Origin of the sequence: Sphingobacterium cavernae, assembly GCF_008520265.1 — a bacterium.
Classification (GTDB): Bacteria; Bacteroidota; Bacteroidia; order Sphingobacteriales; family Sphingobacteriaceae; genus Sphingobacterium; species Sphingobacterium cavernae.
This window is the reverse complement of the sequence record NZ_VIQM01000054.1, coordinates 157,999-178,858: the sequence shown is the minus strand read 5'-3', so window position 1 is coordinate 178,858 and position 20,860 is coordinate 157,999. Positions and strand designations below refer to the sequence as shown.

Here is a 20,860-nt window from a genome sequence, read left to right as displayed (position 1 = left end):
TTCTCAATTATATATTGAATGCTCTGTTACATTCTCTCTGGAACCTGGATTCCTAACAGACGTGTTGCCTTAGCTATTACTTTGGCTGCTGCAGCTGATAAATGTAAACGGAAAGTCTTTACATCAACATCTTCTGCTTTCAAAATCGTCTCTTCATGATAGAATTTGTTGTACAATTTAGCAATCTCATAAGCATAATTTGCTAATTGTGCAGGACTAAACTCTTTTGCAGCGATTTCAATTACACTTGGGAATTGTCCCAAAGCCTGAATCAAATCACGTTCATACGTTGATATATTAGTTGGAATAGCTATTGCTGCATCAGAATTAAATTCAGCTTTGCGCAATACGGACTTGATACGAGCGTGCGTATATTGAATAAATGGTCCTGTATGACCTTGAAAATCCACCGATTCGTTCGGATCAAATAACAATCGTTTTTTAGGGTCAACTTTCAACAAGAAATATTTCAAAGCTCCCATGCCGATTGTATCGTAAAGTGCTGCCTTTTGTTCTTCAGAAAAATCTTCAGTTTTTCCTAATTCTTCAGTACGTGATTTAGCCGTCTCCACCATTTCAGCCATCAAATCATCAGCATCTACGACAGTTCCTTCACGAGATTTCATCTTTCCAGAAGGTAAATCCACCATACCATATGATAAATGGAATAAACCATCTGCCCAAGATTTGCCTAGTTTTTTTAGAATAGTAAACAACACTTTGAAGTGGTAGTCTTGCTCATTACCTACTACATAAATAGACTCACTCATTCCGAATTCGTCGTATTTTAATTGTGCTGTACCCAAATCTTGTGTGATGTAAACGGATGTTCCATCACCGCGCAACACCAATTTTTGGTCTAAACCTTCATCCTTCAAATCAATCCACACCGAGTTGTCTTCTTTTTTGAAGAAAACACCGCTTTCCAGACCTTCTTGGATAATATCTTTACCTAATAAATAGGTATTTGATTCGTAATAAAATTTATCGAAATCAACACCAAGTTGTTTATACGTCTTCTCAAAACCAGCATACACCCAACCGTTCATTTTAGACCAAAGCGCGATTACTTCCTCATTCCCTGCTTCCCATTGACGCAACATTTCTTGCGTCTCCAACATCAAAGGCGCATTCTTCTTCGCTTCGTCTTCCGTTTGACCTTCCGCTTTTAAAGCTTCGATTTCTTTTTTGTATTCTTTATCGAAGACCACATAATATTTACCTACTAAGTGGTCACCTTTCAAGCCTGAAGATTCTGGTGTTTCACCATTTCCGAACTTCTGCCAAGCCAACATCGATTTACAAATATGCACACCACGGTCATTTACCAAATTTGTTTTGATAATATCATAACCGTAAGCTTTCAAAATTTCCGCTACCGAATACCCTAACAAATTGTTGCGAATGTGGCCCAAGTGTAAAGGTTTATTGGTATTAGGTGAAGAATATTCCACCATCAATTTTTTACCATTTTCAGGGAATTGACCGAAATTTTCAGCAGTAATAGTCTTATTCAACAAAGCAATCCAATACGAATCCGATAATGAAATATTCAAAAATCCCTTTATCACATTGAAAGCCGAAATAACTTCAATATTTTGTTGTAAATACTCCCCTATTTCTGTACCTGTTTGTTCTGGAGACTTTTTGGAGAAGCGAGTTACGGGAAAAGTAACGATAGTGATTTGACCTTCAAATTCTTTTCTTGTCTCTTGCAGAGAAATTTGCGATTCTGGAATATCAGCACCATAAAGCGCTTTGACAGCGGCAACAGTTTGTTGAACTAGTGTATCTTGTATCGAATTCGTCATGTAATTATTGCGTAATAATTCTATCTTTCTGATAATGAACGGGAAAAATAACACCCAATGTATTTAGGTATTCATTATGAAAGTATATCTTTGCAAAAATAATAAAAAATGCAGAGCTATCAGGAATTTCTTGACTTAAGTGTTGGTTTTCCCCAAGACGGATTCGAAATCATCGACGACGAATTGTATTTCCACGATTTGAATTTGATGGAAATGATTGAAACGTATGGCACGCCATTGCGTTTTACGTACCTACCTATTGTCAGCAAAAAAATACAACAAGCGAAAATCTTGTTTCAAACCGCGATTTTGAAACACAACTACCGTGGTTCGTATAAGTATTGTTATTGTACCAAGTCGTCGCACTTCAAACACATCGTAGAAGAAGCGTTAAAAAATGATATCCACTTGGAGACTTCATCTGCATTTGATATGCCGATGATTGATTCATTGGAGCGTCAGGGAACGGTAACGAAAGACATTACGGTGATTTGTAATGGTTTCAAAACGTATCAATACAAACAGTACATCATCGATATGATCCATGATGGCTACACGAATATCATTCCTGTATTGGACAACAAGGAAGAATTCAATTTGTATGATGATGAGATTGAATTGGATGAGCCATGTGCTTTGGGTATTCGTATTGCTTCAGAAGAGCAACCTGATTCTCAATTTTATACGTCTCGATTAGGTATTCGTCAAGAAGACGTTATTGAATTTTACAATAACAAAATTGCAGACAACCCTAATTTCAAAGTGAAGTTATTACACTTCTTTATCAATTCTGGTATTTCGGATACGCCGTATTATTGGAATGAGTTAGAGAAATATGTAACGCTTTACTGTAAATTCAAGAAGATAAATCCAGATTTAGATACATTAGATATCGGTGGTGGTATGCCTTTCAAAGATTCATTGGTTCATGATTTTGATTATGAATACATGGTCAATGAAATTGTAAACCGTATCAAACAAATCTGTGCGCACCATGAAGTAATGGAACCAGATATCATTACGGAATTTGGCAAATATACAGTTGCTGAGGCTTCAGGTATCTTGTACAAAGTACTGGGTCGTAAACAACAAAATGACCGTGAAAGATGGTTTATGATTGATGGTTCATTCATCACGAACTTACCGGACGTATGGGCATTGAACCAAAAATATATTTTGCTACCAATCAACAATTGGGATTCAGAATACGAACGCGTAAACTTAGGTGGTATTACTTGCGATGGTCAAGATTATTACAATCAAGAAGCACACATGAACTCTGTATTTATGCCTAAAACACGTAAAGTACAGTACTTGGGATTTTTCCATACAGGGGCTTACCAAGATGTATTGTCAGGTTATGGTGGTATTCACCACTGTTTGTTGCCTTCTCCTAAGCACGTATTGATACGTCGCAACAGAGACGAGACTTTCAACTATGAAGTTTTCGGTGAAGAGCAAAACTCGAAACAAGTAATGAAACTATTGGGCTACCAATAGAAAATATAAAAGAAACGCTGTTCCTATCGAACAGCGTTTTTGGTTTATGACTAATGGAAAACTTAGACTATTTAATTGCGACAGGTACAAATACGATTTCTTTGTAACCATCTTTTTCATACATTACACCGATTGAGTTTTGCTTTACTAATACGATATCACTATAGGCAGCGTATGCCCCACCTTTATAACCTTCTGGACTTTTAGCCACAACTTTGTTGAAGTACCAAGTTTTACCTTGATCCTTCGATAAACGCAAAGTCAGGTTATCACGCTTATTTTCATCCGCTGCATTGATGTGTGCTAGGACGAACTTTTTACCTTTTTTCCAAGATAAAACAGCGCCTTGATTGATTGGATCAGGAAGATTAGCATCAGGTGCTGATGAAACCCAAGTGTGGCCACCATCGTGTGAAATCGAAATCACTCTTTGTTTTGGCGTCAACTGCTGATTACGTGAAGTCATGTAGACCGAATTCTCGCCAATTTGAGCTGCTAAAGATTCATTGGTTCCTGGATAAGGTACTTTCTCACTCAATTTGAATGTCTTGCCATGATCGTCCGAATAATAAGCGTGCGCATTCCAATCTTTATTTTGCGGCTGTGGATCTCCTGCATTGTGGTTTCCTGCTATATAAATTCTACCTTTATTCGGTCCAGATACGAACTGAAAACCATGACCAGGTGTATTCGCATACGTTCTCCAATCTTCTTTAAAATTATATGCTGGATTGATTTGCGGCTGCTTAGGTCGGTGAGCTTGCGTTGTGATATTCACCGCTTCTGACCACGTTTTTCCAGCATCTGAAGATACTTTGTACCACACTTCACGAAGACCTTTGCCCTTACGAACGTCCCCTTCGTGATCGTTTCCTGTATTGTAAAATAAGAAAAGTCTACCTTGTGGATAAGCCGGATCCAATAAATCTACTACTGGAGCTGGATTTCCAGCTTGCAATTTGTCATAATCTACCGCCACTTGTAAAGCTCCCCAAGTTTTACCGCCATCTTTACTGATTTTGTATACAATATCCACATTACCAAAATCACCAGAGTGATCTACACGTCCTTCAGAAAAAGCAATTAACTCACCAGATTTTCCCTTCACGATAGCTGGAATACGGTAACTTGCATAGCCGTCTTCACCAGATTTAAAAACGGTTACTTCTTGTGCCATTAGCACAAAAGAAGCCGTGATTGCACAAAAACTTAAAAATAGTTTTTTCATAGTATTTATAATGTTTGTTTTTTATTTCGTTTCTATTGGAACAAACGTAAACATCCATTTGGAGGGATTGTCCCATGTTCTACCTCTAAATTCTGCTACTGGAAGTTTTAATAACACCTCATTCCAACCTTTTTTTAACATAATCATTGTCGGAGCTCGATAAGTATAACCTTCATCAATTAGAGGAACTTCTGATTGCCCTTGCTGACCTGCATTTTGCCATTTCGGCGGCGCAATACGAACACCATTCACATAGGCTTGGCTTCCTTTATTATCCCACTTATCCAGTTCTGGTGTATCGGTCAAATAAGACCTCGAGAAATTATTAAAATCAATCCAGAAAGGCTTTAACTCCTCTGTATCAGACCAAATTTTTGTACGAGCGTAATAGGTAGTATTCTTTATTGGATTGGAAATTGCTCCTTCAATTATATCACCAAACCAGTGCTTCAAAATAACAGTCCCTCCTTCTACGACTTTCGTAACCTCATGTTGTGCAAACGGATTTTTTTCTATTGCAAAACTTTTATATACATCACCTAAATTATCAAAAGGACCAATTAATTCCCATTTTATTCCCAATTGAGACACATATGAAAAAGGCTTCTCCGCAAAATATAATTTCTTATGAAGAAGCAGTCTCTTTTCAAAAGCAACAAAATCGTTATAGTTTATATCATCTGCAGAAACAATATTAGCGATCCATCCTGCTCGACCTCCACCTTGCCAAATGCGCTCGGCGAAAGTTAAAATAGCCGGATAAATAGCACTGTGGTGAAACATATCAATTGGTTTTGCTACAGCACGATCAGGCCATGAGCATAATGTGGCTCCAATGAAATTCTTATGTTCCTTATCCACTTCTCCAATTTTACGGTGAAATAATGTAGTCACCGTTTCCAAAGGATCCATATGATTTATGTACAAATGCTTGGATTCGATGTATATTTTATCGCCTTTTTCCTCGATCAATTTTGGTCCGCCCATCCACATTTGGCGAATAGTCTGCGGCTCCAAATTACTTCCAGGATCCCATCCAATTGTCTTCTTATACCCTAAATTCTCTACATACTTTGTGATTTCAGGCATGAAATTTTTATTCGTGATCTTCACTTCATCCCCGCCGATATGGATGACATCTAATTCAGGAAAGTTCTGACGAAATTCGGTTAACAATTCCTTGATGAATACCATTCCAGAATCCGATTGCATATCCACGCCAAAGAATCTTTTGAAGGCAGCACTATGTCCAGGCATATCTATCTCTGGTAGAAATGTAATATGACGTTCTTTACAATATTGCATTAAATCTTTGAAATCTTGCTTCGAGTAATACTGACCTTTCCATCGTGTCATTACTGAAGCATCTGTCAAGCCTGGATATTTGTCACTTTGCAATCGCCAAGCAATATCTTCAGTAAAATGAAAATGTAGCACGTTCAACTTGTATTGTGCCATGACATCAATTTGCTCTTTGATCATATCCACAGGTTGGAAATTACGACCGACATCAATCAAATAAGCACGCCATGAAAAAGCCGGCTCATCTTGAATGCTAGCAAATTGAATCTTATGATTCAATACCGAAAATTGTTTTAAGGTTTGAAGTCCATAAAAAATTCCAGCAGCAGTTTTTGCCGTAACATTAATTTCATTACTGCTAATTAGCAAGTTATAACCTTCATCTTTACCTTTTAAATTAGGTTGAATATTTAAAGTAACGGTTGGAATTCGTTTTTTTAGCGGTTTATTTACAATATTTATACCCCAAGATTTAAAAATATTCTTCAGAATTTCGTGCTCAGACGTAAGCGATGAATTGGTCCTTTTAATGTAAACACCATTACTCAAATCCAAGTTTTCTTGTCCCCAAACAGCATGAATAGGCTTGGGGATAATGTTATCTTGTGCTTTTGCAACTCTACTAGTTGCCGTCCAAACAATTACTAGTACAAGTAGATTTATTGCTTTCATCATTATTCAAATATTTCTTTAATAGCATATAACAATACCATTCCTGACGAGGCAAATGAAATGGGCCTTTAAATAAATTACCTTTAGCAGTTTGCGCTACGGAACCATCTCTATGCAAATAGCCAAACCATTCGCCATTTTCTTTATCATGAAAATGTTTATAGGCGTATTCGTGGATTTGTTTGTGCATTGCGGCATATTTCTCATCTTTTGTGATTTCATAAGCGAATAAAGTTGCGATGATAGTCTCATTCTGTGGCCACCAGAATTTCATGTCTTGCCAATATTCCTGCACAGGTTTATCATACACATCTTTGAAATATAAAATACCACCATGCTCAGCGTCCCAGCCTCGCTCCCACATGTAATCCAGCATACGACAGCCAAGATCAATTAACTTCATATCGCTTTTTCGATGTTTTGCCTCATGAAGGATAAACCAAGCGCCTTCTATTGCATGCCCTGGATTCAATGTACGTGCATCGATATGATCAATTATTTCCCCATCTAACCCCACTTGTTCCATCACACAACGGATATCATCTTTTACAAAGTACTTTTCGATACGTTCGATACAGTACGTTATTGTCTCCTCACAGCGATCATCACCTATTGACTCGCGGAGTTGCTGTGATGTATTCAACATAATCATTGGAATACCTATCCCTTGAGTCGGTCTAGTTGATTCAAATTTAGGTTCCATTTGCTTTTCGCCATATAGGTAAGAAAGACAAGTTCCAAAAATTTTTCGCGCCAAATCAGCCGCTTCTACATTTCCTGAAGCTTTAGCATATGCTGCAAAAGCAATGACCGCGAACGTTTCGGAGAAAAAATATCGACGCATACGTATTGGATTTCCTTCTCTATCCACGTGAAAATACATTTTTCCGTTCTCGGCAAAACACTTGTTTTTCAAAAAATCATAACCAATTTTCGCACCATCCAACCATTCTTGTTTTGGTTCAACTGTGTTATACAAAGTAGCTAGCAACCAACATGCACGCCCTTGAATCCAAACCGCTTTGTCTGTATCGATCAAGGTTCCATCTGCATCGCGCATAAGCAGATATCCTCCATGTTCCAAATCATATGAACGTGGGAACCAAAATGGAACGGTATCTTCAAGAAGTTGGTTTTGGTAAAACTTTGCCAAATCTTTTAAATGTTCATCTGTATATTTCATCTCAATCAATTTTTAAATTAAAGGTGGACACAGGTACTGCTGTATCACTTATTAAATTTCCAGTTGTAAATGGCGAATAGCCATATTGGATGTTAATCACATCGTTTAGAATGGGAATTCTCAATGTATTGCCTTCTACACGTGCCGAGCGAACCTCAAGTATAGTACCGTAAACTTCAACAACTTGTAAATCATTGATAGAATCACCATTTGAAAGTTTTAAAGTCTTACAATGATCAAATTCAATAACAATTTCGTTGTCAGCTTTTCTATACGAAATAGGCTGAGGCGAATCAGCAACAATATTTTCATGGTAAGTATGCTGACGTATCAAATTGGCTAATCGCTTTCCAATTATTAATTTATTCTTCGGATGCACATCTGTCAGATGCCCAACGTCAGAACTAATTGCCATATAGCAATTAGAAATATCATTACTAAGCAAACGTTGCGAATCACGAAATACCGACCAAGAAGGTCTATTCATACTAGAGAGTTGCACAAAATAAAATGGTAGATCTTTTCTAAAAACATTACGCCATGATTCTACCATTGTTTTGAACAAGTGTGCATGATGCTCGATATTGTGCGCATTGCTCTCGCCTTGATACCACAGAACACCATTGATTTTTGTATCCTTCCATTTAGTAATTCCAGCTTCGAAATTATAGGCAGGATCGTAAGGGTGACGCTGATGTTTCGTTTTCGAAGCTTCCATATTTTTAGCCCCACGTTCACGACAAAAGTCTTGCACAAAATCAGAAGTTTTCCAAGTATGAATATAAGTCGCAAGTAGATTGTCATGCTCTAAAACCGATCGTGGAATCCAAGATTCTGTATTAGATCCACCTACCGAAATATCAATAATTCCAATGGGAACTTGCTGTGATTTATATAACTCGACAGCTGTCATATACGCTATTGCGGAAAAATTTTGCACAGCGTCTTTAGAAGATTTTTGCCAATTTCCGGAGAAATATTGCAACTCATTAACTTTATCCAATTGCTCTGCATCCCAAACAATATTGGAGGTTTCAATCAAATTTTTATTCTTAAAAACTCTTATTTTTTCAAATGATTGCACCTTATTCAAAATAGAATCCGCACCTAAAGCGTGTTGTAACTCAAAAGCCATATTTGACTGACCTGAAGACAAATAAACATCTCCAAATAACACATCAGTTAATTCAATTTTCGATTTCGTTGTGCGTACTTTGATGCTAAAAGGTCCTCCTGCCGATTGAGCAGGAAGATCTATTTCCCAATTCCCAATTCCATTAGAGATAGTGTGGTATTTTTTGTTTTTAAATTCGATAGTTACAGTTTCATTCGCAGAAGCTTTGCCTCTAATTTTATTGATTACTTTGCGTTGCAATACCATATGATTTCCAAATGTCTCATGCAGCGATAAGGCTTGCTGAATAGGTTTTATATATGGCGCAACATTTTCTGCGATTAATTGCGCTCCTCTACTATTTGGATGCAAATAATCATCAAATAGATCAATACGTGCTGCCAATACAGAATGATTATCAATCAGAGTAGCATTTTGCGCTTTTGCTATTTGCGGAATCAATGCTTGAATTTGATCAAACCAATCTCGCGTTCCTGATAAAAATCGACGATGTCCACTAAAAATTGGTGTCATCGTACAGATGAATACTTCAGCTTTTGGATTGATTTTCCTAAAATTTTTTATCAACTGACTATAATCACCTAAAAATTCATTCTTATAATTTGGCCAATTTCTCGGATCCGTATCATTCAAACCTAAAGCAATAACGATTACATCAGGTCTAAAAGATAAAGCCTTAGTATAAGCTTTGGTTTTGTGGTAAGGATTATGTCCCTTTCTTAACAATGTAGCACCGGAATGTCCAAAATTACCAACCACAAATCCTGATCCCAACAACTTTTGCAATTGTGCGGGATAATTATGTGTTGAATCACTTATACCATACCCTTCAGTGACCGAATCGCCAATAAAAGCTACACGCTTTTGCGCTTTGATAGGTAAAACCAAAGAACAAAAGCTAATTAAAAGCAAGGTAATTTTAACTAGGTTGCTCATTGTATTTAGGACGTAAAACAGATAATTGTATAATCAAGACTACAAACACAATAACAGCTAATAGCGCAAAATCAGAACCTAGATTACCTTCGTCAGCAGAAGCTCCTAGTAAATTAGTAATATATGCCCCAGCAAAGACGCCAACCATGTTCATAATCCCGTAAGCTGTCGCACGATATTTGGCAGATACAAATTGGCAAAGAATAGGCATATTATTCGCATCAAACATCCCAAAACCAAATCCAAACATCAGTCCTGCGCCAACAATTGCCCAAATCGTAGTCCCATAACCAATAAGAAATACGGCAGGAATTGTTAATGCCAAACCTATTGCACTGGTATATATACGACCTCTAATATTTTTTTGAACCCACTTATCCGAAAGAATACCACCGAAAATTACGCCTACAAATGATGAAAATGCGATAGTAATTGTAGATAATGGACCTGCTTTTTCCATTGGAATATTAAGATTGTCGGCAAATAATGTTGGCAACCAGTTTTTCGTAGCCCATCCTGGTAAACTTGGAACTGCGAAATACAAAAGGATTACCCAGAAAGCGATATTGCTAAATAGAATCGGTATACCTTTTAACACGGAAGTGCGATCTTCGGTAATTTTTTCTAGTTTTACGCGAGCTTGTGTCTCGAAAAGTGTAAATACTAAGATTAATGCATAGACAATTCCTACTAAACCAAATAAAATAAACGTGTTCTGCCAAGAGTAATTGGATGCAACAGTAGCTCCAAATCCTCCCAAAGCTTGTCCAAAATACAAGCCTGTCATATGAATACCTACAGCTAATGATCTGGATTTGTCACTGTGATAATCAGCAATCAACGACAATCCTGCAGGAATATATATAGCTTCACTAACGCCCATTACTGCGCGCAGCGCATACAATTGGTCGTACGAAGTCGCAAAGCCCATCAAAAGCGTAACACCTGACCAAACGAATAGACTAGAAATAATCAACCATTTTCTATTCAATTTATCAGCCAATACCCCAGCAACTGGACTCATACAGCCGTATATCCATAAGAATACAGCCATTAGATTGCCAAATACCGCAGCACTTTCAAGCGACACAATATCCATCGCCATAGCTGGACGCATAGTCGATAAAATTTGTCTATCCATATAGTTGAGTAGTGCGACAAACCAAAGTAAGCCGACTACGACCCAAGGATATATTTTACTATTTTTCATAATCAAGGTTTATATGGTCTTTTATTTAATCTTACCCATTAAGATTTGATTGGTTCGAACTCCCGCTCGCACTTCACCGCTTGGAATAATTATGTTACCATTTTTGATAATTGCTGTCGTAGTCACTGGACTTTCTCCTTGCAGTTTATTTGAAGATTTCCAAATTTTGTCTGCTAGATTATAAGTCCATACATTCTTAGAAAATCCTGGATGCGAACGTTGCATATTATTCTTTTTCACTATAAGTTCAGTCTTTTTATTATCGTCAGATTCTAAATTTATAGCACCGATTAATTCTTCTACTTGATGAAAAATGTGGGCATTGTCGCCTCCTATCACTATCAAGTTACCATTGTAAAAACCTCCTGTTCCAGCAGCTAAAGCCTCTGGCAATCTATCTAAAAGTGTTATTTTTTTGGAAGACAGGTTTAATTCGAATACCTCATCGTACATATCACTTTTAGCATTCGTATTCCTTTTGCGCCCACCTATGATATAGATATTTTCTTTTTCATCAGAAGTAATGACAGCATGAGTCAGAGGTTTTGCTAATTCAGCAAATTCTTCCCAATTGGAATTAGCTTCCTCAAACTTTAATCTATATACTTTATTCGAAACTAAATCTGCATTCTCCCCGCCCACAAAATATATGTATTCATTTACTCGAGCGACACCACCATTGGTTAGTTGCTTTGGTAATAATGGTAACTGAACACGTTGAAAAGAATCATTCTCTAAAAAATACCGATACACATCAGCAGTGGCTGTTCCATTTCTTTCTCCACCAACAGAATATATTGAATTTCCAACAGAAATATTAGCGGCATACGCCACACTGTCGCCAAATGACTGCGTATTAGAAACTGTAAAGCCATTATTGTGATCTTGGGTATAGAGGTAAACATCTTTGCTGTATACCTTTTGACCTCCATCCCATGGCATTCCATTAGGAAAGTTTGCTCCGCCAGCAACTACCAATACATCTCCGATAATACCTGTAACTGGCCCTGCTACGCCAATGTGTTCCTTATTATCGACTCCCACAGGCAATTTGCCCGCAATGGTCCAATCTATTTCCAAATTAGTTTCCTTCATATCACATGCCGATACAACCACACAACAAAGCATCCAACCAAGACGACTCATTAGAATTTTGATTTAAAAGTTTCGAAGTCCAAAGTCGCAACATCATCTTTAAATTTTTCAAATGTTTCTGCGCTCATATTTGCTATCGGCAGTCTAAATTCACCACAATCAACGCCGATCAATTTCATATATGCCTTGCCTGTAGCAATTCCACCATACTTACCCAACAAAAGAATCATATCAATTGATTTTTGTTGTAAAGCATTTGCCTCTAGCAAATTACCTTCTTGATAAGCTTTCATTAAATCGTGGTACAATGGTGCTGCATAATTGTAGGTACTTCCGACTGCACCAGTACAACCTAAGACCAATGATGACAACATATTCTCATCTCTACCCCAAAGCATATTGTATTTTCCATTCTCAAAGTTCATACACGACAAGAAATCCATAAAATCTTCGTGTGTATATTTTATTCCTGAGAAGGTTGGAATTTTTCCATCGATTTCTTTCAACAAATCATACATTGCATAATTGCCTCCTGTTAACACAGGAATGTGGTAATAATAGAATGCTGTATTCGGAGCTACGGATGCAATTTCTGCACAACATTTAGCTAATTGGACGACATTTGCAGGCTTAAAATAGTATGGCGATGTAAATGATATAGCATCCGCACCAGCTTCTTCAGATATTCGAGCTAATTCTTTACATTCTTTGATATTGGTTCCTCCCAAGAACATCATCAACGCGAAATCCCCATCTTCTTTGGTTAGGCTTGTCCACGCTCTCAACACCTTAACTTTCTCATCGAAAGTCAAAGAAACACCTTCACCCGTAGAACCACATATAAATGCGCCAGTTACACCATTGGACTTAAGGAGTTGATAGTATGAAGGAATTATATCCAAATTCAACTCTCCAACCTCATTCATTGGAGTAAACGGTGCTGCAATTAAGCCATCAATTTTTTTGTTATTCATATTTATTTAGTCTTTAACATATCCAAAGGCAATATGTCATACATAACAAATATATAACATACTGCCTAACTTACAAAGTTTATGTACCAGAATAACCTGGATTTTGGTCACCTGTTAATGTTGGGTCTGCCGCCATAGTACCAATATCTACTGGCCACAATATCTTGTGCTTTTGTCCTTCTACATTATCCAATACACCCAGTAATGGAATATCTTTACGAAATACTAAAGGTTGTCCATTTGCGTCTTGCATTCTTCTTAAGTCATACCAACGTTTACCTTCAAATACAAATTCCTTTGAACGTTCTCGAAATATTGCAAGCTCATTTGATTCGAAATTCCCATGTACAAACTGCGGTGCTGTTCCATTGTAAGCCCTATTACGTACGAGCATAATTTCATTGGTAGGATCTTCTCCCAATTTATTTTTGATTTCTGCTAATAATAGATGAGCGTCAGACAGTCTATAAACTGGATAATCATCGGCGTAAGTACGCACGCCATTAACAAAAGTTCCTAAGAATTTACGCAATACAGCGGCGCGGTTAGCATCTTTATTGAGATTTAAAAATGTAGTGTTCTTACGTTGATCATTTTGATCATAAGTGTCATACAAATCGATTTTATACTCATAACGTATCAGTGTTCCACTTGACGCAATCTGCAATGGATCATTCGATACTGCTACGCCATTGTGATCAACAAAACCCGTTAAGTTATCAGATTGTTGATATATAAAATTAGCAACTAAGCCATTGGTCGCCTCACCTACCTGATAGCGAATTGCAAAAATAATCTCTGCGTTCCCTTTTGAAGCAGGAACACTGGATGAATTGAATACATTTGCAAAATTACTCTGCAAAGTAAATCTTGGTATTACAGATTCCACCGCAGCTTTGGCTGTTTGTAAATCCGCAGATACATTTGAAGGTGCTGTTCCATCAATGTTTACCTTAGCTGACCACAAATAAACTTCTGTTTTTAGCATTTGTGTAGCTGCTAGCGACCATTGTCCTTTTTGTGCTTTGATCGTGTAATCGTTATTGAACGATTGTGTAGACTTATCAATATCTGCTTTGATAAAGTCTAAGGTTTCTTTTTCTGTTTTCGTTCTTGGTGTATAAGCCTCTTCAGCAGAACTTGGTGTATTGATAGCAACTTTCGGTTCTGTAACAAGTGGCACTCGACCATACGTACGGAACAAATGAAAGTAATAAAAAGCACGCAATCCATATGCTTGACCTAAGAAATATCCCTTTTGGTCATCTGCTAGGTAGGTTGAATTCTCAACTTGATAGATAAAATTATTGATCTGAAAAATTTGAGAATATAAACCCGCCCAAGAACTGTATCCTGGTGAACTCTCACGTATATCTTGTGTGATTAGACCTTGTGAATTTAAAGTAGAAGTCCCCGTAAATCCAGTACCTGTTTTAAATGTTCCTCCTCTAATTTCACCTAAATTCCATATGGTATTTTGAGCGCTTCGCAATTGTGCGTGTAAACCAATCATTGCGCCATTTACTTGATCAGCATTTTTCCAAAAGCTTCCACTAGCGAAATAATCTTCAGGAGCAAGATCTAATTCAAATTGATTACAACTTGTGTTTATTAAAAATGCAGAAGCTATAGCGATTGATAAAAATATTTTTCTCATGGTAATAATCTTAAAATATTAATTGTACACCTAAAATAACAGTTCGTGGTAATGGATAACCTCCACCTCCTTGACCTACACTTCCACTCTCAGCAGAGAATAAAGTATTCTTTGTCCAATAGTGTAGATTTTGACCTGTCAACGAAACATTTAATGCTTCTAACCTACTTTTTTGTAGCAATGAGCTTGGCAATTTATAGGCTATCGATATTTCTCTAAAAGCTAAATAATCACCTTTGTTGTAGAACATACTGCTTTCACGACTTGTATTATTTTTGAAATTTTGGTCTGCCCAGTAATATGTTGGATATTTAGCATTTGGATTTTCTAATGACCAAGTATCATATACGTAGTTTGTAGTATTAAATGTTCCTTGCATCATTCCTGCAAACCACACCTTTGGTCCGTCGTAGGCAACAAATCCTAAAGCATAATCAAATCGTGCACTTAAACTCAAATCTTTCCATCTTGTATTTAAACCAAAACCGCCAGTCCAACGTGGTACAGTTCTACCCTGGTATACACGATCATTGGAGTTAATTATGCCGTCGCCATTCACATCCTTCCACATAACATCACCCAATGCAATTGGGAAATGTAAATTTTTATCACTAACACTCATCGCAGCATATACATCTGGGTGAACTAATGCTCTTGCACCACCTAGATCTTTTATTTTACTAGCGTAATTATCCAAGTCTTCTTGTGTACGAATTATTCCTTCAGCTTGATAAGCGTATGCTACGTTTGGATCTTGACCTTCTTGATTACCCCCTACCCATATCAACTCTTTTGTCGTTGGATCATACACTTGAAAACCTCCTTGACGATTGTTCTCAACACCATTGTATGGAAGCTTCAAAATTTTGTTTGCATTATAAGCTGTATTCCAATTGAATGAAAGATCATAATTTTGCTGACGAAGAATATTATAATTCAAATCAATCTCCACACCTTGATTTTCCATATCGCCATTATTAGTTGTGATACTTGTAAAACCGGCAGATACAGGTAAAACTAATGTTGCAATCTTATCAGAAGTAGTACGATGATAATACGCAAGCGATAAATCCAGTTTATTTAACAAGCGTGCATCAAATCCTACTTCTTTTGTAATCAAACTTTCCCACTTCAAATTTGGAATACTCAAGCTCGTCATTTGATAGCCAATAGTACCGTCATAAGCTGATGTGCCGTACGCACCTTGTAAAGTGTAATTACCAATTCCACCAACATTACCATTCGCACCATAACTTGCTTTTAACTTCAATGTATTCAGCACATTATCAGAGCTCATGAATTCTTTTGCAAAATCCTCATTGTGAACATTCCATCCTACAGAAATACCAGGAAAAGTTCCCCATCTGTTGTTTAACAAGGTAGAATAACCATCACGACGTGCTGTCAATGTCAATAAATAGCGTTGTGCATAATCATAGTTGATACGACCAAAGAATGAATTAATGCGCTGTCTATTATGATAGGAATCGATTCCACGCATATTAGCATCACTCTTCGTTAATCCTAAATCCATGAAGTCGTCTGTAGGTGCTCCAGATCCAGATGCAGAAAACCCTGTACTATACGCGTCGAAAAATTCCCAACCCAACATAGCAGATACATTATGATTATCAGCTAAAATTTTATCATAGCTTAATACAGCATTGTATGTCTGATTGAAAGATTTATCGTATGATGCCGATGATGAACGTGTTCTTACCCAGTTACCAGGACTAGACATATAATCCTTATTAAATCCTTCGTAACTCGTCTGATTGATAAACCAGTTACCACTTGCTCTTAACTTCAAATTGTCCACTAAATTGACTACAAATGCTTGTGACATGGTAAACTTTTGGTTTAGATTGCGACGAATAAATTTATCATCAGTTACTGCAGGATTTCCGTCTTGCCAATCACGTCCCAACAACAATTCTCCATTTGCATTACGTCCACGCATTGTAGGTGGCGCACCAAGTGCCCTAGTCATATAATTACCTTCGCCATTTGCTTGATCTCTCCATTTGGTATGTGCGAAATTCAGACTTGAATTTGATTCCAACCAGGGTTTGATTTTATAATCACCATTCAAAATATAGGTAAGACGATCATAAAAAGAATTTATAGTAGATCCCTGTTGATAATATTTACCTAAGCTCGAATAATATTTACCCTTATCATTTCCACCTGTGAATGCTAAATTATAATCTTGTGTTACAGGACTTTTTTTCAAGGCATAGTCTGTATAATCAAAATTCGTAAAGATTAATTCACGTCCCGTAACAGGATCTATCATGGTTTGCCAACCTTGCTCTAATAACTCTCGATTTGTATCATCTAAGAACATGGTGCTCCACACAGCTGTATTTACTTTATTACCATCAAGAATATTCCCGTTAGCATCTTTATACAAATTTCCTGTTCCAAATGGCCCAACTGAGGTTAATTGATTCAAAGTGTTAGGTAAATATTGACCAGATATTGCAATACCTTTTCTAGACCAATACAAATATTCTTCTGCACTCAAAAATTCAAAAGGAATATTTAGTTTATCCACTCCCGTTTTTGAGCGTAGGGTAATATTAGATAGGCCCTCCTTTCCACGCTTAGTGGTTATCAAAACAACTCCGTTAGCTGCGCGAGCACCATAAATAGCTGTTGCAGAAGCATCTTTCAACACATCAATAGACTCAATATCATCTTGATTGATATCCTGAAAACCAGAACGAATTAATCCATCAACTATGACTAATGGTGAACCTCCGCCTCCATAGGTCGTACCACCTCGCAATACGATATTCGGAACTGCACCAGGTCGTCCAGATGTCTGTTGTACACGTACACCAGGAATGGTACCAGCTAATGCAGATGCAGGGTTCGAACGTACCCCTGTCTCCAGCACTCTTTTATCTAGCCTTGATACAGAACCTGTTAAATTTGATTTCTTAATAGAACCATACCCCAACACATAAACTTCTTCAATTTCTTCGTCATTAACTGATAAGATTACAGTCAAGAAATTTAAATTTTCTACGGATTGAGTTTTTGAAAAGTAGCCGATTGAGCTGATCTTCAGCACATCACCGACTTTCGCAGTGATAGTGAATTCACCACTGCTTCCTGATTTGGTCGTTACTTTCTGACTTTCATTAACAATTGATACTCCCGTTAATGCCTCCCCAAGTTCAGATTGTACCAAACCTTTTAATTCGGTTTGCCCAAAGGCAAAAATTTGCATAAAGCAAAAAGAAAGAAATAATAGAATCTTTCGCATAATTTTTGGTTTTAAAATACAACAATAAAATTATTATGTATTACATAATAAAACAAATGTATAACATAATACTATAATTCCAAATTTTTAATGTAAAAAATTTATATATTTGTTGTTTATTAAGAGATTCATTATGAGTTATTCCACTGCTGATAATAGGGATGTTCTAAAGAACATAGACACTTCGAGTTTAGTAGATAAAGCTGAGCACGCAATTGTTGAATATATCAAAGGCAATAAGCTGAAAGTAGGTGATATATTACCAAAGGAATTAGAACTTACTGAAAAGTTTGGGGTAAGTCGTACTGTAGTTCGTGAAGCACTTTTGCGCCTCAAAAGTATTGGTCTTATAGAATCAAAAAAGCATAAGGGGGCTGTGATTACCAATCCAGATGTTCTTGGATCTTTCAAAAAAGTTTTTCATCCTTCATTATTAGATAATAGCACCTTAAAAGACCTATTTGAAATGCGACTTGCGTTAGAAGTTGGTATAGCTGATTTTATCATCAATAAGATTACGGATCAAGACATCATCGAATTAGAATCCCTCACAGAGGAGATTGTGTCTGGTGATACAGCTTTAGCTTGGAATATAGAGGATGAGAAAAAATTTCACGGAAAACTATACGAAATTTCAGGAAATGGAATGTTATTGGAACTCCAAGAAATGCTGATACCGATTTTTCAATATGTACATCAGTCTGGAATTTTGGATAAGCCTATCATCAAAGGGGAGTTTATTTCCCATAAAGAATTAGTTGAAGTTCTAAAAATGAGAGATGCAGACAAATACCGCAAAGCTATTCGGATACACTTAAATAATCATTTCGCACGCATATTAGCATAAATAAGAAAACCCGTAGGAATAATATTCTACGGGTTTCTTGCTTCTATAAATACTTCCAATCAATTCCAGCTTTCTCTTCCTCTTAATATGACTTTGGGATTAAATAATTTAATCTATTTTAGATTCGTTATGTTAAGAAAAATAATTAAAACCACTATGTTAGTCTTTATACTTCTCCTTGTTATTACCGTTGTAGGAGGATTTCTATATATGCGGTCAGATCGATTTGGCGTGAATGCGGAAGGTGAACGTTTGGCACGTATGCAAAAAGCTCCAAATTATAAAGATGGCGCTTTCGATAATCTAGAATTCACCCCAGCATTAGCTGAGGGCACCTCCTATTCGGATATGCTTCGCGGATTCTTTTTTAGTAAAAAAGTTAGAAATACACCTTCTGTTGCACTCCCTGTAATTAAATCTGATCTAAAAAATCTTCCACTAGATAGTAATTTATATGTGTGGTTTGGGCATTCATCGTATTTCATGCAGTTGGATGGCAAACGAATTTTAGTAGATCCTGTATTTAGTGAATATGCCTCACCTGTCCGTATTAGTGTAAAAGCGTTCCCTTTGACTTACAATTATTCAGCAGATGATTTTACAGAAATAGACATAATGGTGATTACGCATGACCACTGGGATCATTTGGATTATAACACGTTCATGAGTTTGAAAGATAAGGTAAAACATATCGTAACTGGTTTGGGTGTTGCAGCACATTTGGAAAAATGGGGCTATCATGCTAGTCAAATCACCGAACTCTATTGGGGAGAACATGCCAATGTAGATGGACTTAAATTTACTTCTGCTACTGCAAGACATTTCTCCGGACGTACATTTACCCGAAATACGACATTGTGGTCCTCATTTATTTTACAAACTAACTCTAAGAAAATTTACATAGGTGGAGACAGTGGTTATGGGAAACATTTCAAAGATTTAGGTGAAAAATATGGACCTTTTGATTTCGCTATTTTGGAAAATGGACAATACAATCAGATGTGGAAATACATTCATATGATGCCCGAAGAAGTTATTCAAGCATCACACGACCTAAAGGCTACCTACGCCATTCCGGTACATTCTTCCAAATTCCCTTTAGCAAATCACGCTTGGGACGAGCCTCTAATTCGTGTAACTCAGGAAGCCGAAAAACAAAACTTCCCTTTGTTGACACCCAAAATGGGAGAAATCGTATCATTGGACAATTTCAAAAAGTTTCCTAAATGGTGGGAAGGTATTGATTAACCTCAAAACTTATCAATGCAATAATTGTATTTCTTAATATAGATTAAGTTTTGAACTCTTTTAAAAGGTCAACTTTGTCAACAAATCAGAAATACATGAAAACACTATTTAACATTTTATTAGCTTTTGTACTATTTACTAACGTTGCGGTAGCACAAGTAAAATGGTCTGTAGATCCTGCGCACACGAACGCGCGTTTTGAGGTAAAACATTTAGGAATTGCATTTGTAGACGGACAATTCAAAAAATTAGAAGGTAATGTAGAGTCAACTTCTGCTACAGACTTCAACAATTCAAAAATCAATTTCACGATTGATGTAAATAGCATCGATACACGTGTAGAAATGCGTGATGATCACCTGAAATCTGACGATTTCTTCAGTGCAGCGAAATTCCCTACAATGAAATTGGAAAATGCAGTATTAAAAGGCAAAAAAGGAAAATATACGTTGACTGGTGATTTAACAATCCGTGACGTAACGAAAAAAGTAACTTTCAAAGTAGTACAAAACAACGGCATTATTACAGATCCTTGGGGCATGACGAGAGCTGGTTTTACAGCAACTACCTCTATCAATCGTTTCGATTATGGAATTAGTTATGCGGACAAATTACCTACTGGTATATTTGCAGTTGCTACTGAAGTAGAAATCACAATCAACGTTGAAGTTGTAAAAAACTAAATATACTAACTAAACAGGGAAAGCCATCGTATACAAGTACAATGGCTTTTTTGCATTAAAAATATTTCCTTCAGCCAAAAGAAAAAGGTAAATTGTACAGCATAA

Annotated in this window: 14 protein-coding genes; 4 read left to right on the top strand and 10 right to left on the bottom strand. The window is 36.8% G+C overall.

Annotated features, from left to right (window positions below; translation table 11 throughout):
* Positions 1-26 precede the first annotated feature (26 nt).
* Positions 27-1,811 carry an arginine--tRNA ligase gene (gene argS / locus FLS47_RS11165; RefSeq protein ID WP_149914446.1) on the bottom strand — a complete coding sequence of 595 codons (1,785 nt, stop codon included), beginning with the start codon at positions 1,809-1,811 and terminating at the stop codon, positions 27-29.
* A gap of 108 nt (positions 1,812-1,919) precedes the next feature.
* Between argS and FLS47_RS11160 the strand changes: the two genes are divergently transcribed.
* Positions 1,920-3,311 carry a type III PLP-dependent enzyme domain-containing protein gene (locus tag FLS47_RS11160; protein ID WP_149914445.1) on the top strand — a complete coding sequence of 464 codons (1,392 nt, stop codon included), beginning with the start codon at positions 1,920-1,922 and terminating at the stop codon, positions 3,309-3,311.
* A 67-nt stretch (positions 3,312-3,378) separates the two neighbouring features.
* On the opposite strand, the gene FLS47_RS11155 is transcribed toward FLS47_RS11160, so the two are convergent.
* From FLS47_RS11155 to FLS47_RS11115, 9 genes are all read right to left on the bottom strand, one after another.
* Positions 3,379-4,539 (bottom strand): sialidase family protein, encoded by a 1,161-nt coding sequence (locus FLS47_RS11155; RefSeq protein ID WP_149914444.1) that lies wholly within the window; start codon positions 4,537-4,539, stop codon positions 3,379-3,381.
* Between the two features lie 21 nt (positions 4,540-4,560).
* Complete coding sequence (locus FLS47_RS11150; RefSeq protein ID WP_223225242.1) at positions 4,561-6,516, bottom strand: family 20 glycosylhydrolase; 1,956 nt, start codon at positions 6,514-6,516, stop codon at positions 4,561-4,563.
* Positions 6,464-7,696, bottom strand: a complete 1,233-nt coding sequence (locus FLS47_RS11145) for an AGE family epimerase/isomerase (protein ID WP_149914443.1) — start codon at positions 7,694-7,696, stop codon at positions 6,464-6,466. The genes FLS47_RS11150 and FLS47_RS11145 overlap by 53 nt, the downstream gene beginning before the upstream one ends.
* 1 nt (position 7,697) lies before the next feature.
* A complete protein-coding gene (locus tag FLS47_RS11140; RefSeq protein WP_149914442.1) occupies positions 7,698-9,767 on the bottom strand; it encodes a GDSL-type esterase/lipase family protein in 2,070 nt (689 codons plus the stop codon).
* A complete protein-coding gene (locus FLS47_RS11135; RefSeq protein WP_149914441.1) occupies positions 9,751-10,977 on the bottom strand; it encodes an MFS transporter in 1,227 nt (408 codons plus the stop codon). The genes FLS47_RS11140 and FLS47_RS11135 overlap by 17 nt, the downstream gene beginning before the upstream one ends.
* Positions 10,978-10,998: 21 nt before the next feature.
* The gene (locus tag FLS47_RS11130; RefSeq protein ID WP_149914440.1) at positions 10,999-12,123 is read right to left on the bottom strand and encodes a hypothetical protein; all 1,125 of its coding nucleotides are present in this window, start codon (positions 12,121-12,123) and stop codon (positions 10,999-11,001) included.
* The gene (locus tag FLS47_RS11125) at positions 12,123-13,046 is read right to left on the bottom strand and encodes a dihydrodipicolinate synthase family protein (protein ID WP_149914439.1); all 924 of its coding nucleotides are present in this window, start codon (positions 13,044-13,046) and stop codon (positions 12,123-12,125) included. Before FLS47_RS11125 ends, FLS47_RS11130 begins: the two co-directional genes overlap by 1 nt.
* 79 nt (positions 13,047-13,125) lie before the next feature.
* Positions 13,126-14,703, bottom strand: coding sequence for a RagB/SusD family nutrient uptake outer membrane protein (locus tag FLS47_RS11120; protein WP_149914438.1), 1,578 nt, complete (start codon positions 14,701-14,703; stop codon positions 13,126-13,128).
* Between the two features lie 10 nt (positions 14,704-14,713).
* On the bottom strand, positions 14,714-17,977 hold the full coding sequence (locus FLS47_RS11115) for a SusC/RagA family TonB-linked outer membrane protein (RefSeq protein WP_149914437.1): 3,264 nt from the start codon (positions 17,975-17,977) through the stop codon (positions 14,714-14,716).
* Positions 17,978-18,110: 133 nt separating this feature from the next.
* Here FLS47_RS11115 and FLS47_RS11110 point away from each other — a divergent pair, with 133 nt between their 5' ends.
* From FLS47_RS11110 to FLS47_RS11100, 3 genes are all read left to right on the top strand, one after another.
* The gene (locus tag FLS47_RS11110) at positions 18,111-18,824 is read left to right on the top strand and encodes a FadR/GntR family transcriptional regulator (RefSeq protein ID WP_149914436.1); all 714 of its coding nucleotides are present in this window, start codon (positions 18,111-18,113) and stop codon (positions 18,822-18,824) included.
* 156 nt (positions 18,825-18,980) lie between these two features.
* Positions 18,981-20,072 (top strand): MBL fold metallo-hydrolase, encoded by a 1,092-nt coding sequence (locus FLS47_RS11105; protein ID WP_149914435.1) that lies wholly within the window; start codon positions 18,981-18,983, stop codon positions 20,070-20,072.
* 95 nt (positions 20,073-20,167) lie between these two features.
* Positions 20,168-20,755, top strand: coding sequence for a YceI family protein (locus FLS47_RS11100; RefSeq protein WP_149914434.1), 588 nt, complete (start codon positions 20,168-20,170; stop codon positions 20,753-20,755).
* The last annotated feature ends 105 nt before the right edge of the window (positions 20,756-20,860 follow it).

What these genes read in the sequence shown, in the direction of transcription:
- FLS47_RS11145 (WP_149914443.1), bottom strand. Translation starts at nt 7,696, where the DNA reads ATGAAATATACAGATGAACATTTAAAAGATTTGGCAAAGTTTTACCAA.
- FLS47_RS11155 (WP_149914444.1), bottom strand. Translation starts at nt 4,539, where the DNA reads ATGAAAAAACTATTTTTAAGTTTTTGTGCAATCACGGCTTCTTTTGTG.
- argS (WP_149914446.1), bottom strand. Translation starts at nt 1,811, where the DNA reads ATGACGAATTCGATACAAGATACACTAGTTCAACAAACTGTTGCCGCT.
- FLS47_RS11120 (WP_149914438.1), bottom strand. Translation starts at nt 14,703, where the DNA reads ATGAGAAAAATATTTTTATCAATCGCTATAGCTTCTGCATTTTTAATA.
- FLS47_RS11110 (WP_149914436.1), top strand. Translation starts at nt 18,111, where the DNA reads ATGAGTTATTCCACTGCTGATAATAGGGATGTTCTAAAGAACATAGAC.
- FLS47_RS11140 (WP_149914442.1), bottom strand. Translation starts at nt 9,767, where the DNA reads ATGAGCAACCTAGTTAAAATTACCTTGCTTTTAATTAGCTTTTGTTCT.
- FLS47_RS11115 (WP_149914437.1), bottom strand. Translation starts at nt 17,977, where the DNA reads ATGCGAAAGATTCTATTATTTCTTTCTTTTTGCTTTATGCAAATTTTT.
- FLS47_RS11135 (WP_149914441.1), bottom strand. Translation starts at nt 10,977, where the DNA reads ATGAAAAATAGTAAAATATATCCTTGGGTCGTAGTCGGCTTACTTTGG.
- FLS47_RS11150 (WP_223225242.1), bottom strand. Translation starts at nt 6,516, where the DNA reads ATGATGAAAGCAATAAATCTACTTGTACTAGTAATTGTTTGGACGGCA.
- FLS47_RS11105 (WP_149914435.1), top strand. Translation starts at nt 18,981, where the DNA reads ATGTTAGTCTTTATACTTCTCCTTGTTATTACCGTTGTAGGAGGATTT.
- FLS47_RS11100 (WP_149914434.1), top strand. Translation starts at nt 20,168, where the DNA reads ATGAAAACACTATTTAACATTTTATTAGCTTTTGTACTATTTACTAAC.
- FLS47_RS11125 (WP_149914439.1), bottom strand. Translation starts at nt 13,046, where the DNA reads ATGAATAACAAAAAAATTGATGGCTTAATTGCAGCACCGTTTACTCCA.
- FLS47_RS11130 (WP_149914440.1), bottom strand. Translation starts at nt 12,123, where the DNA reads ATGAGTCGTCTTGGTTGGATGCTTTGTTGTGTGGTTGTATCGGCATGT.
- FLS47_RS11160 (WP_149914445.1), top strand. Translation starts at nt 1,920, where the DNA reads ATGCAGAGCTATCAGGAATTTCTTGACTTAAGTGTTGGTTTTCCCCAA.